Raw genomic sequence first — 13978 nt, forward strand, 5'->3', positions numbered from 1 at the left:
GTAACTTTGCACACCAAATACTTAATAAGCAATTCAATGTCAGAGTCTAAAAGAATAAAAACTGCATTGGTATCTGTATACCATAAAGAAGGTTTGGATGAAATTATTACCAAACTTCATGAAGAGGGAGTAGAGTTTTTGTCAACAGGCGGAACTCGTCAGTTTATTGAATCATTGGGATATCCTTGCAAGGCAGTGGAAGATTTGACCACTTATCCTTCTATTCTCGGTGGTAGAGTAAAGACATTACATCCGAAAATTTTCGGAGGTATTCTTTGTCGTCGCGGCCTGGAACAGGATATGCAACAGATTGAGAAATATGAAATTCCCGAGATAGATCTGGTTATTGTTGATTTGTATCCGTTCGAAGCTACTGTAGCTTCCGGTGCATCTGAAGCAGACATTATTGAAAAAATCGATATAGGCGGAATCTCACTGATTCGTGCCGCAGCCAAGAACTACAACGATGTAATCATCGTAGCTTCTCAAGCTCAATACAAACCATTATTGGATATGTTGATGGAGCACGGCGCTACTTCTTCACTCGAAGAACGTCGCTGGATGGCTAAAGAAGCATTTGCCGTTTCTTCTCACTACGATTCGGCTATTTTCAACTATTTCGATGCCGGCGAAGGTTCTGCTTTCCGTTGCTCTGTTAATAGCCAGAAGCAACTTCGTTACGGTGAAAACCCGCATCAGAAAGGTTATTTCTACGGAAATCTGGAAGCAATGTTCGACCAGATTCACGGAAAAGAAATCTCTTATAACAATCTTCTCGACATCAACGCAGCCGTTGACTTGATCGACGAATTCGATGACCTCACTTTCGCTATCCTGAAACATAACAACGCTTGCGGATTAGCTTCCCGCACTACAGTTTTGGAAGCTTGGAAAGACGCATTGGCCGGTGATCCGGTTTCTGCTTTCGGCGGTGTATTGATTACGAATGGTGTCATCGACAAAGAAGCTGCGGAAGAAATCAACAAGATTTTCTTCGAAGTGATTATCGCGCCGGATTATGATGTGGATGCACTCGAAATCCTGGGACAGAAAAAGAACCGCATCATCCTCGTTCGTAAGGAAGCTAAATTGCCTAAGAAACAATTCCGCGCTTTGCTGAATGGCGTATTGGTGCAGGATAAAGATACTAATATTGAAACGGTAGCCGACCTGAAAACCGTGACAGACAAAACTCCTACTCCGGAAGAAGTGGAAGATATGTTGTTTGCCAACAAAATTGTAAAGAACAGCAAATCCAACGCCATCGTATTGGCAAAGGATAAACAACTTCTTGCAAGCGGTGTAGGACAGACTTCACGTGTAGACGCATTGAAACAAGCAATTGAAAAAGCCAAATCATTCGGCTTCGACCTGAATGGTGCAGTAATGGCTTCCGATGCCTTCTTCCCGTTCCCCGACTGTGTGGAAATTGCAGATAAAGAAGGTATTACGGCTGTTATCCAACCGGGAGGTTCGGTAAAAGACGATTTATCCTTTGCTTATTGCAATGAGCACGGTATGGCGATGGTGACTACCGGTATCCGTCATTTTAAACACTAAAGCGATTTACTATTTGACAATTTACAATTTACTATTCAGCCGTTCGGCAATATGGATTTGATTGTCAGATAGTAATAAGTATGTATCAAATAGTAAATAGTAAATTGTCAAATAGTAAATAAAAAAATGGGATTATTTTCTTTTACACAAGAGATAGCAATGGACTTGGGCACAGCCAATACTATCATCATCACGAACGGAAAAATCGTGGTGGATGAGCCTTCGGTTGTAGCTCTGGATCGCCGTACAGAAAAGATGATTGCCGTGGGGGAAAAGGCGAAGTTGATGCATGAAAAAACCCACGAAAACATACGTACCATCCGTCCGTTGAGAGACGGAGTGATTGCCGACTTCTATGCTTGCGAGCAGATGATGCGCGGTTTGATAAAGCAGGTGAATACTCGCAACCATTTGTTTTCACCTTCTCTTCGCATGGTGATTGGCGTTCCTTCGGGAAGTACGGAAGTTGAACTCCGTGCTGTCCGTGACTCTGCGGAACATGCCGGCGGTCGTGATGTTTATTTGATTTTCGAACCGATGGCTGCGGCAATCGGTATCGGCATCGACGTGGAAGCTCCGGAAGGAAACATGATTGTCGATATAGGTGGTGGATCTACGGAAATTGCTGTTATCTCTTTGGGAGGTATCGTTTCCAACAACTCCATCCGCACAGCCGGTGATGACCTGACAGAGGATATTCGCGAATATATGAGCCGTCAGCACAATGTGAAAGTCAGCGAGCGTATGGCAGAACGTATCAAAATCAATGTAGGTGCTGCTTTAACCGAACTGGGTGATGATGCTCCGGAAGATTATATCGTTCACGGTCCGAACCGTATCACAGCTCTTCCGATGGAGGTGCCTGTATGCTACCAGGAAGTAGCCCATTGTCTGGAGAAATCAATTTCAAAGATCGAAACTGCTATCTTGAGTGCATTGGAGAATACACCTCCTGAACTGTATGCTGATATTGTGCACAATGGTATCTATCTCTCCGGAGGTGGTGCATTGCTTCGCGGACTGGATAAGAGATTGACCGATAAGATCAACATTCCTTTCCATATTGCGGAAGATCCTTTGCATGCAGTTGCCAAAGGTACAGGAGTGGCATTGAAGAACGTAGATCGTTTCTCTTTCTTAATGAGATAAACCGGGGATGAGGAATTTATTAAACTTCCTTCTGAAATACAATTACTGGTTCCTCTTCATCTTATTGGAGGTAGCCAGTTTTGTTTTGTTATTTCGGTTCAACCGTTATCAGCAGAGTGCATTCTTCACTTCTGCCAATACGGTTGTGGGGGCGGTTTATGAAGTTTCGGGAGGGATTTCCTCTTATTTTCATCTGAAATCAGTCAACGAAGATCTATTGGATCGCAACATGGTGCTCGAACAACAGATCACTAATCTGGAAAAAGCATTGAGAGAGCAGCAGCTCGATTCTATGGCAATCAACAGCATCCGGCAGGTGCCGCAAGCGGATTATCAGTTGTTTAAAGCGCATGTGATAAAGAACAGTTTGAATCTGGTTGATAATTATATCACGCTCGATAAAGGTTCCTCTTCCGGTATTCGCTCCGAAATGGGAGTAGTGGACGGTAATGGGATTGTAGGGATTGTTTATGAAACATCTCCTTCCTACTCGGTGGTGATTTCGGTACTGAACAGCAAGTCGAATATCAGTTGCAAGATTATCGGCAGTGATTATTTCGGCTACCTGAAATGGGAACATGGAGATTCGCGCTATGCTTATCTGAAAGACTTGCCTCGTCATGCAGAGTTTAATTTGGGAGATACAGTCGTTACCAGTGGTTTCTCCACCGTCTTTCCCGAAGGTATAATGGTGGGGACGGTAGATGATATGTCCGACTCTAATGACGGACTTTCCTATCTGTTGAAAATCAAGCTGGCTACTGATTTCGGTAAGTTGAGTGACGTTCGGGTGGTAGCCCGGACAGGTCAGGAAGAACAGAAGAAACTTGAAAACAAGGTGATGAAAGAATGATTATTACTTATATACATAGAATCGGATGGTTTATCGGCTTGGTACTTCTTCAGGTGCTAATCCTTAATAGTGTACATATTGCCGGCTATGCTACTCCTTTTCTCTATATTTATTTTATTCTGAAATTCAGCTCCGGCACTTCCCGGAATGAACTGATGTTGTGGGCTTTTTTCTTCGGGCTGACCATTGATATATTCTCTGATACTCCGGGAATGAATGCGGCAGCTACCGTATTGCTTGCCTTTCTCCGTCCTTCTTTGCTTCGTCTGTTCATGCCCCGTGATAATCCGGACAGCCTTATTCCCTCTTTCAAGACGATGGGAATCAGTCCTTTCTTAAAATATACTACTGCAAGTGTTTTTGTTCACAGTCTGGCATTACTCTCCATTGAGTTCTTCTCATTTACCAGCATTTGGCTGTTACTGTTGCGAGTGCTTCTTTGCACTATTCTGACTGTAACCTGTATCATAGCTATAGAAGGGATTAAGAAGTAACGATGGCAAAAGATTATATCTTAGAGAAGCGCAAATTTGTAATCGGAGGCATTGCTATCTCCATTGTTTTGATTTATCTGATACGTCTTTTTGTATTGCAGATCACGACCGATGACTACAAGAAGAATGCTGACAGTAACGCTTTTCTGAATAAGATCCAATACCCCTCGCGTGGTGCTATTTATGACCGGACCGGTAAACTATTGGTATTCAACCAGCCGGCATACGACATAACGATCGTGCCAAAGGAAATAGAGAATCTGGACACACTCGATTTATGCCAATCGCTGAATATCACCCGTGCACAGTTTCTCAAAATAATGAGCGATATGAAAGACCGTCGCCGCAATCCGGGGTATTCCCGCTATACCAACCAGTTGTTTATGTCGCAACTTTCGGCGGAAGAATGTGGTGTCTTTCAGGAAAAGCTGTTTAAGTTTCGTGGCTTTTATATCCAACGGCGTACCATTCGTCAATATTCGTACAATGCTGCCGCCCATGCTTTGGGAGATATAGGAGAAGTCTCCGCAAAAGAAATGGAAGCGGATGAAGAAGGATACTACATCCGTGGGGATTATGTCGGCAAGTTAGGAGTCGAGAAATCGTATGAAAAGTACCTGCGTGGCGAGAAAGGGATTGAGATTCTGCTTCGCGATGCGCACGGTCGTATCCAGGGACATTATATGGATGGTGAATATGACCGTCCTTCCGTTCCCGGCAAGAACCTGACATTGAGTCTGGATATTGACTTACAGATGCTGGGCGAACGTTTATTAAAGAATAAGATTGGAAGTATTGTGGCTATCGAACCGGAAACCGGAGAAATCCTTTGTCTGGTATCCTCTCCCAATTATGACCCGCATTTGATGATTGGCCGCCAGCGTGGTAAGAATCATCTGGCTTTGCAACGTGATATGACTAAACCGCTTTTGAATCGTGCCCTGATGGGAGTGTATCCTCCGGGATCTACGTTCAAGACAGCGCAAGGACTGACGTTCCTGCAAGAAGGAATCATCACTGAACAAAGTCCGGCATTCCCTTGTTCACATGGGTTCCATTACGGAAGATTGACAGTAGGCTGCCATGCTCACGGATCTCCCTTGCCATTGATTCCGGCTATTGCTACATCGTGCAACTCCTATTTCTGTTGGGGATTGTTCCGTATGTTTGGCGATCGTAAATACGGTTCGCCGCAAAACGCCATTACGGTCTGGAAAGACCACATGGTTTCGCAAGGATTTGGCTACAAACTGGGAGTTGATTTGCCGGGAGAGAAACGGGGGCTGATTCCGAATGCGCAGTTCTACGATAAAGCCTATCGCGGACATTGGAACGGACTGACAGTAATCAGTATCTCTATCGGACAGGGGGAAATTCTATCCACTCCCCTTCAGATTGCTAACCTGGGAGCAACCATTGCTAACAGAGGATACTTTGTGACACCGCATATTGTAAAGGAAATCCAAGATAATCAGTTGGACAGCATCTATCGCGTACCACGCTATACCACTATTGAGAAAAGACATTATGAATCAGTCGTAGAAGGGATGCGTGGCGCAGCTACCGGAGGAACTTGTCGTATGCTGTCAGTGATGGTTCCGGATTTGGAAGCCTGTGGAAAAACGGGTACTGCGCAGAACCGCGGACACGACCACTCGGTATTTATGGGCTTTGCGCCGATGAACAAACCGAAGATAGCTATTGCCGTCTATGTAGAGAACGGCGGATGGGGGGCTACTTACGGAGTTCCTTTCGGCGCACTGATGATGGAACAGTATTTGAAAGGCAAGCTCTCGCCGGAGAATGAGTTGAGGGCGGAAGAATTTAGTAACAGAGTGATATTATATGGTAACGAGGAACGATAGTTTGTGGAAAACGCTGGACTGGGTAACGATTTTTATTTACCTGCTCCTGATTGTTGGCGGATGGTTTAGCGTCTGCGGAGCCAGCTATGACTATGGCGAACGCGACTTCCTCGACTTCTCGACCCGTGCTGGCAAGCAGTTTGTATGGATTATCTGTTCCTTCGGACTCGGATTCGTGCTGTTGATGCTGGAAGACCGTATGTATGATATGTTCGCGTACATTATATATGTGGGGATGATTCTCTTGCTCATTGTTACCATCTTCATAGCACCGGACACCAAAGGATCACGCTCCTGGCTTGTCATGGGGCCTGTGAGCCTGCAACCCGCCGAGTTTGCCAAGTTCGCTACGGCCTTGGCGTTGGCTAAATACATGAATTCTTATTCATTCAGTATCAAGAAAGAAAAGTATGCCTTTATTCTGGGATTCATCATTCTTCTCCCGATGTTATTGATTATCGGGCAGCGGGAGACAGGATCTGCATTGGTTTATCTTGCTTTTTTTCTGGTGCTTTATCGTGAAGGAATGCCGGGAGTAGTGCTTTTTGCGGGCGTATGTGCGGTAATCTACTTTGTGGTCGGCATCCGTTTTGATGAAGTCTTTATCGCCGATACTCCTACACCACTGGGAGAATTTATCGTATTACTATTGATCTTATTATTTGCCGGTGGTATGGTGTGGGTATATCGCAAGAAATGGTCTGCTACCCGCAATATCATTGGTGGAAGTTTGGCTATATTATTGATTGCTTATTTAATATCCGAATATTGGGTACATTTTAGCCTCGTTTGGGTGCAATGGGCGCTTTGTATTGTGGTGATAGGCTATCTGATTTATTTGGCATTAAGTGAGCGGCAACGTACTTATTTCCTGATTGCCCTGTTTACAATCGGTTCTGTCGGCTTCCTGTATTCCAGTAACTATGTATTTGATAATGTGCTCGAACCTCACCAGCAAGTCCGTATCAAAGTAGTGCTCGGTTTGGAAGAAGATTTGACCGGTGCTGGATATAATGTGAATCAGTCCAAGATTGCCATCGGTTCCGGTGGGTTGACAGGAAAAGGGTTCCTGAATGGTACGCAAACAAAATTAAAGTACGTGCCCGAACAGGATACCGACTTTATATTCTGTACAGTGGGTGAGGAGCAAGGATTTGTCGGTTCGGCTGCTGTCCTGTTGGCTTTCCTTATTTTGATCTTACGATTAATCTTCCTGTCCGAACGGCAGACTTCCAACTTTGGGCGGGTTTATGGATATTCGGTTGTCAGTATTTTCCTTTTCCACTTATTTATTAATATCGGTATGGTGCTGGGGTTAACTCCGGTTATCGGTATTCCATTGCCTTTCTTCAGCTATGGAGGTTCTTCTTTATGGGGATTTACGATATTGCTGTTTATCTTCCTGCGTATTGATGCAGGACGTGGCAGAAGACTCTAATCTTACTGCTTCTCAATACGGATACCTACATCGCTCAATCCTTGTAACTTTTCATCTTTCATTCCGCTCATAATTTTAATAGTATAATTTGTAGGATGTAAAGGGCGAACAGATGTAATAAAAGTTTCCGATTGGTAAATGCTTCCCCATCCGTGTCCCGTCCATCTTCCGGTAGAGTCAGCCAGGCAGAAAGCAATGGTATCAGTGCGCCATACCGTAGAATCCTGTAGATTCTGACTGATAAATAAATGGAGGTCATGATAAGGATATTCGATACTGTTGCGGACTTCCGCAAAAAGCCGGAGAGTAGTGGGAACGCTGTCAGTTATGGGAATCTGAAAAGAGAGTGTATCACTCTTTCCCCATCCCTTGTTGGGAAGGGATTGATAAGAGTGATACACTGTATGTTCATTGCAGGCTGTCAGTAAGCAAGCGCTGAATAGACTCAATATACTATTCTTGAGTAGGCTTTTCATTAGTTGACTGTTTCTCCTGATTCTGATTTCTTTCCGGTCTGGAAGGACGCTCGTGGTTGGGACGACGTTCTTGACGTTCCTGTCCTTGCTGTTCCCGTTGACGGTCTTGTTGTTGCGGACGTTCCTGATTCGACCGTTCCTGTCCTTGCGGACGTTCTTGATTTGATCCTCTTTCCGGACGTCTGTTTTCGTTGTTCCGTCCCTGGTTCTGTCCTCTGTTCCGGTTGTTGTTATTGTTATTTCTCGGGCGGTTGTCTCTTTCCCCTCTGTTGCCGTTTTCTGGCTGTTGCGGGCGGTTTTCATTCTCCCGTTGAGGTTGTTGCGGACGATTGCCGCCTTCTGCTTGCTGTTGCGGGCGGTTTCCGTTATTATTGTTTCCTTTTTTCTTCTTTTTATTATTCCGGTTAGCGTTATTGCCGCCCTCTTTATTATTCCGGCTGCGGTCGAAACGGGTAACACTTTCCTGTTCCAGCAAATCAACTGGTTTTCTTGGTTCCGGTTTCTTTTCTTCTTCGAGCAAGCTGTCCGGTTTCATCCCTTTCTTATTCATGGAGATTACTTCAAACGCACGTTTGCCGCTGATAGTGACCAGATTGGCTGGGAAGTTTTTATCTGTAGAATAAGAAACCTGATTGCTTAGAATATCTGCTTTGAAGAAATAGAAAGTGCCATCTTTCGTTTCCAATTCTATCTCTCTTGAAGGGAGACGTTTTTGAGCTTCCACATAACAGTCCACCTCGTAGTTCAGACAGCATTTCAGCTTAGCGCACTGTCCGGCAAGTTTCTGCGGATTCAATGAGATATCCTGAAAACGGGCTGCACTGGTAGAAACAGAGACGAAGCTCGTCATCCATGTAGCGCAGCAAAGTTCGCGTCCGCAAGGGCCGATCCCGCCGATGCGTCCTGCTTCCTGACGGGCACCAATTTGTTTCATTTCGATACGTACGCGGAATGCTTCGGCCAATACTTTAATCAGTTGCCGGAAGTCTACCCGCTCATCGGCAATATAGTAGAAAATAGCTTTGTTGCCATCCCCTTGATACTCCACGTCTCCGATTTTCATATCCAGATTGAGATTCAACGCAATCTGACGCGCACGAATCATCGTAGCATGTTCTTTGGCTTTGGCTTCGTTGAATTTTTCCATATCTACCGGCTTAGCTTTCCGATAGACACGCTTAATTTCCGTATCTGCTTTGAAGTTTGCTTTCTTCATTTGCAGGGGAACGAGCCGGCCGGTCAATGTAACCACGCCAATGTCATGGCCGGGAGCCGCTTCAACGGCAACTACATCTCCTTTTTCCAGTTTAATCTTGTTGCTGTTCCGAAAATATCCCTTCCGAGTATTCTTGAATTGCACTTCCACCATGTCGCTCTCTTCCGCATTGCCCGGAATGTCCGCCAGCCAATCGTAGGTGTTCAGCTTTTTATCTTGTCGGGAGCATCCTTTGCAGCAAAGGCCACCGCTTCCATTATGAAGTTTATATTCCATAAGTTTATATATTTATTATTGCTTCAACAGTACAATCATCTTCAGCGAGAAGTCGAAGAATACCATTTTAGCATTTACATTCTGTTCTATATGTAGTTGCGCTTCGCTTAATTCGTCCATGATGCCCATCACGTTACGTTCGTTGACAAAAGGTGCAAAGCGAGTTGCAAAATTCTGTTCGTTAATGGTCATATACGTTAGGTTGCGCTGGTGCAGGTTAAAGACAAAGTTTTCGCGGATCATGCGCTGGCAATATTCCAGAAAGTTTTTCTGGCGTTCGCGTCCCATGCTGGCCACCTGTTCGCTCCACATCTTCATCTCCTTTATTTTCCGTTGATAGGACAAGCGCATCAGGTTGACGAAGAGCTCGAAGAATAACTGATTTTCCTCATTCAGATGAATCGTTTCGAGTGCCTTGACGAAATTTCCGTTTGCCAGATGGGCAATCGAAATGCTATCCGCAGGCTGAACATGATATTTACTCTGCAATACCCGGTCGATGCTGGCTTCGTCAATTTTCCGCACATTCATACGTTGAGTACGGCTCAAAATGGTAGGCAGAATCATGTCCGGAGCTTCGGATACCAACAGAAAAATCGTCTTTTCGGGTGGCTCCTCAAGCAGTTTCAGCAACTTATTGGCGCATACCGGGTGCATTTTCTCCGGCAACCATACAATCGTAATCTTAAATCCACCTTCACTGGATTTCAGACTGAGCTTCTTCAGGATCTCATCGCTCTCTTTGGCATAAATCAGCGCTTGCGAGTTCTCCGCGTCCATTTCACCCAACCAATGGTTGAGGTTAAAATAAGGATTGTTAATAACGAATGGCCGCCAATCGGCAATATAATCATCGCACACTTCTTTCTTTCCTTTCGCACTTTTCACGATGGGGAATACGAAATGCACATCCGGATGTACCAGCTTATTGAATTTCACACAAGACGGACAGACACCGCAAGCATCTTCCTCGCCCCGATTGGTGCAACTGATGTAGCGTGCGTATGCGATAGCCAATGGCATTTTACCAACTCCCTCGGGACCGCAAATGAGTTGGGCATGTGGAATACGCCCCTCGTTCACTTCCTGAATGAGTCGTTGCTTGATTTCTTCTTGTCCGATTACGTCTCTGAAAAACATATCAATAAATGATTTTGGCTATTTCCTTGATACTGTCTACTGCTCCGATAGAATAGAAATGGATGCTCGGAACTCCGTGTTCCATCAACTCCTTGCATTGAGCCACGCACCATTCAACACCCACCTGTTCGGCTTCCGCATCATTCTTGCATTTCAATGCTTCTTTCACCAGATCTTCCGGTAAATCCACCTTGAATGTTTTGGGGATCATGCTTAGTTGGGAGATTTTCTTGAAAGGCTTGATTCCCGGAATGATAGGAATGTTGATACCTGCTGCCTTAGCCTGCTCCACAAAATCGAAATATTTCTTATTATCGTAGAATAATTGTGTCACAGCATACTCTGCACCAGTTTCTACCTTCTTTTTCAGCCAGTAAAGATCTGTCTCTATGTTAGGAGATTCTTCATGCTTTTCCGGATAACACGCCACACCATACGAGAAAGGACTGGCGGTGACTTTCATCTCCGAACCGTCAACGAAGATTCCCTTATTGAAATTATTAATCTGCTCCTGCAATTCAATCGCATGATGATATCCGTCTCCTTCGGGAGTAAATACCGATTCATGTTTAGCCTTGTCTCCACGGAGTACCAGCAAATCTGTTATATTCAGAAATTGCAAATCCAGCAATACATATTCGGTCTCCTCACGCGTGAAACCACTGCACAGGATATGAGGAACCACAGTAATATTATATTTATTCTGAATGGCTGCCGCCACAGCGACTGTTCCCGGACGCCTTCTCAGGCGGTTTCTCTGAAAGAGCCCGTTGCCGAGATCTTTGTAGACATATTCGCTGCGATGCGTGGTGATATTGATATATTTCGGATCAAATTCTCGAAGAGTGTCGATTGTCTGATAGAGCTTTTCGATTCCGGTTCCCTTCAAAGGAGGGAGAATTTCGAAAGAAAAAGCTGTACCTTTACTGTTATTTATTAAATCAATTACTTTCATTCCTTTTCGTTGATGTTGTTATCTACTTGGATTAAACATGCATATTGGGACAAAAATACGAAAAAAGAAAGATTTCTTCTTGATTTGTTTGAAAATAGTTTGGTTTTTATCGTACTATTACATAAAAGAGGGCATATCCTGTATTTCGGATGCACCCTCTCTCACCTAATCATTATTAAATTAGAATTTACTTTTCGAGAAATGATTTCTTCATTCTGGCAATGTCAGTCAGATAATCTTGTAAATCTTGTTCATGTTCTTCCTCTTCGGCAAGAATATGTTTGGCGATATCACAAGTGGTGAAATCTTTCCCGTTAGTAAAGTCGGCAATTTCCTGATAACGGAGAATGGCACAGCGTTCGGAAGCAACATTATCCTTCAGCAAACTGACTGAATCGAAGCCTTGCGGAGCATCATATTTGCATCTTGCCAGTTCGAACCATTGTTTCGGATCAAGTACCGGAACCCCTTCCAGCTCGATGATACGGTCGGCAAGCAGCTGTGCATGTCTACGTTCTTCTTCGGCATGTTCCTCGAACTCACCTTGTACGTCGGCACGCATGGCGCCTTCCACTACTAATGCACCTACCCAATATTGGTAATATGCCAACCACTCTTCAGCCAATGCTGCGTTCAACTGTGAAATTAAACTTTCTACATCTAATTTACCTTGTAGGATTTTTACACTTTCTCTAGCCATAATTTTAAAGTTTAGGTTACTATGTTTAAATCGCTAATGTAACAGACGGAGGTTCTTTTTGTTTGAGTATCCCGGAGGTTTTAACAGAAAGAATGCATTGCACTGTGCAGCTCCTTCTTTTTTAATAGAACATGGATGCTTTTAATATTTCATTTCAACTAAATTTTTGTATCACTTTTACCCTCACATCCTCACACCTTCGCTCAATTCCTTTATTCATCGTGGTTACAACGTGTGAGGGTAAGTGCGGTAGTAGGGTGAGGGTAACTTTTTACCCTCACCCTGTCTTGTCCTGATTCTATCTTAAACAGTTTATAATAAGTGTCTTGTCTATTCGCTTTTATCTTATACTCTCCTATACAATAGACGTCAATGCCTTATATAATAGATGTTTATCCCTCGTGATTCTTCTGATAAGCCCTAATGTCTTTTAACGGCTCACTGCAGTGAACGAATTTGTTTACTATCGTTAGCTTATTTGTTTACATCTGATAGCTTATTTGTTCACTGCAGTGAGCCCTTGCCAACTACTAAGCAAATGGATATTGAACATAAGAAGAAAGCCTATGAAGTGGCATATCTTATAAAGAAAGATACCTGTATGCTGAAATTAGGATAGTAATTTATTTATTGATTAGTAGGAGCGAATTATAAACTAAAGTAGAGTGATAACAGATAGCTATTCTCACTTTTTTATGTGTTCTTGTCCTGTAGAAATCTATTTTTTAGTTTGTTTCTTTAAGAGTACTTCTCTTTTTACCCTCTCTTTGCGAATATCTTTTTGTTATTTGCTCTACACGCGCGTATGTAATATAATAATGTACCATTTCCGGCCTGTTTTCATATAGATGTAACATATATGAAGAAAAATATGTTCTACAACATCGTTATGATTCAGTAAGTTAGGGCGGATATCTAAAAATAATTAGAAAAAATAGTCAGATATATTTGGATGTTATAGATAAGTTGTCTACTTTTGCACCCGCTTTGCTAGAGAGACAGAGCCTAATGATTGACATTCTGCTATAAGATGAAGGCCACAGAAAATAAAAACAAAAAAACTTTGAAAAAAGTTTGGAGGTTATCTGAAAAAGTCCTTATCTTTGCATCCGCTTTCGCAAAGAAAGCAGGCGCGGCGGAAGCCACGTTAGTTCTTTGAAATATTGATAAACAATACAAGTAGTACAAGTAAAAAATAGAACCGTCAATACTTGTCTTATTCAGTAGCGATACAGTTAAGACTAATAGGTATTTGAATAAGGTCAATAAATTTACGGCGTCCTGAACAGAGCAAAAAGATCATCTTAACGGATGATAAAAAATACTTTTACAATGAAGAGTTTGATCCTGGCTCAGGATGAACGCTAGCTACAGGCTTAACACATGCAAGTCGAGGGGCAGCATTTTTCTAGCAATAGAAGAGATGGCGACCGGCGCACGGGTGAGTAACACGTATCCAACCTGCCGATAACTCCGGGATAGCCTTTCGAAAGAAAGATTAATACCGGATAGTATACGAATATCGCATGATATTTTTATTAAAGAATTTCGGTTATCGATGGGGATGCGTTCCATTAGTTTGTTGGCGGGGTAACGGCCCACCAAGACTACGATGGATAGGGGTTCTGAGAGGAAGGTCCCCCACATTGGAACTGAGACACGGTCCAAACTCCTACGGGAGGCAGCAGTGAGGAATATTGGTCAATGGGCGAGAGCCTGAACCAGCCAAGTAGCGTGAAGGATGAAGGCTCTATGGGTCGTAAACTTCTTTTATATGGGAATAAAGTATTCCACGTGTGGAATTTTGTATGTACCATATGAATAAGGATCGGCTAACTCCGTGCCAGCAGCCGCGG

General features: G+C 43.5%; 11 protein-coding genes and 1 rRNA gene. 7 read left to right on the top strand and 5 right to left on the bottom strand.

Features of this window, described 5'->3' with window-relative positions:
- Positions 1-36: 36 nt before the first annotated feature.
- The 6 genes from purH (at position 37) to rodA (ending at position 7359) form a co-directional block, all read left to right on the top strand.
- Complete coding sequence (purH, locus tag HMPREF9010_RS09540) at positions 37-1560, top strand: bifunctional phosphoribosylaminoimidazolecarboxamide formyltransferase/IMP cyclohydrolase (RefSeq protein ID WP_008649732.1); 1524 nt, start codon at positions 37-39, stop codon at positions 1558-1560.
- 126 nt (positions 1561-1686) lie between these two features.
- Positions 1687-2709 (top strand): rod shape-determining protein, encoded by a 1023-nt coding sequence (locus tag HMPREF9010_RS09535; protein ID WP_004299941.1) that lies wholly within the window; start codon positions 1687-1689, stop codon positions 2707-2709.
- A 7-nt stretch (positions 2710-2716) separates the two neighbouring features.
- A complete protein-coding gene (gene mreC / locus HMPREF9010_RS09530) occupies positions 2717-3562 on the top strand; it encodes a rod shape-determining protein MreC (protein WP_004299942.1) in 846 nt (281 codons plus the stop codon).
- Complete coding sequence (gene mreD, locus HMPREF9010_RS09525; protein WP_004299943.1) at positions 3559-4056, top strand: rod shape-determining protein MreD; 498 nt, start codon at positions 3559-3561, stop codon at positions 4054-4056. The genes mreC and mreD overlap by 4 nt, the downstream gene beginning before the upstream one ends.
- Positions 4057-4058: 2 nt before the next feature.
- Positions 4059-5921 carry a penicillin-binding protein 2 gene (mrdA, locus tag HMPREF9010_RS09520; RefSeq protein ID WP_004324644.1) on the top strand — a complete coding sequence of 621 codons (1863 nt, stop codon included), beginning with the start codon at positions 4059-4061 and terminating at the stop codon, positions 5919-5921.
- Positions 5902-7359, top strand: a complete 1458-nt coding sequence (gene rodA / locus HMPREF9010_RS09515; RefSeq protein ID WP_008649734.1) for a rod shape-determining protein RodA — start codon at positions 5902-5904, stop codon at positions 7357-7359. The genes mrdA and rodA overlap by 20 nt, the downstream gene beginning before the upstream one ends.
- Positions 7360-7361: 2 nt before the next feature.
- Here the strand turns inward: rodA and gldH are convergent, their stop codons facing one another.
- The 5 genes from gldH to HMPREF9010_RS09490 all read right to left on the bottom strand — a co-directional run bounded on the left by gldH (position 7362) and on the right by HMPREF9010_RS09490 (position 12122).
- A complete protein-coding gene (gldH, locus tag HMPREF9010_RS09510; protein WP_008018384.1) occupies positions 7362-7835 on the bottom strand; it encodes a gliding motility lipoprotein GldH in 474 nt (157 codons plus the stop codon).
- Positions 7813-9327 (bottom strand): stage 0 sporulation family protein, encoded by a 1515-nt coding sequence (locus tag HMPREF9010_RS09505; RefSeq protein WP_004304909.1) that lies wholly within the window; start codon positions 9325-9327, stop codon positions 7813-7815. Before HMPREF9010_RS09505 ends, gldH begins: the two co-directional genes overlap by 23 nt.
- Before the next feature lie 15 nt (positions 9328-9342).
- On the bottom strand, positions 9343-10467 hold the full coding sequence (locus HMPREF9010_RS09500) for an ATP-binding protein (RefSeq protein WP_004299948.1): 1125 nt from the start codon (positions 10465-10467) through the stop codon (positions 9343-9345).
- A 1-nt stretch (position 10468) separates the two neighbouring features.
- Positions 10469-11422 carry a methylenetetrahydrofolate reductase [NAD(P)H] gene (gene metF / locus HMPREF9010_RS09495; RefSeq protein WP_004299949.1) on the bottom strand — a complete coding sequence of 318 codons (954 nt, stop codon included), beginning with the start codon at positions 11420-11422 and terminating at the stop codon, positions 10469-10471.
- 187 nt (positions 11423-11609) lie between these two features.
- Complete coding sequence (locus tag HMPREF9010_RS09490) at positions 11610-12122, bottom strand: ferritin-like domain-containing protein (protein WP_004299950.1); 513 nt, start codon at positions 12120-12122, stop codon at positions 11610-11612.
- A gap of 1329 nt (positions 12123-13451) precedes the next feature.
- Here HMPREF9010_RS09490 and HMPREF9010_RS0124545 point away from each other — a divergent pair.
- Positions 13452-13978 (top strand): 16S ribosomal RNA (locus HMPREF9010_RS0124545); the annotation flags it as partial.

It is taken from the genome of Bacteroides sp. 3_1_23, assembly GCF_000162555.1.
Lineage (GTDB): Bacteria > Bacteroidota > Bacteroidia > Bacteroidales > Bacteroidaceae > Bacteroides > Bacteroides ovatus.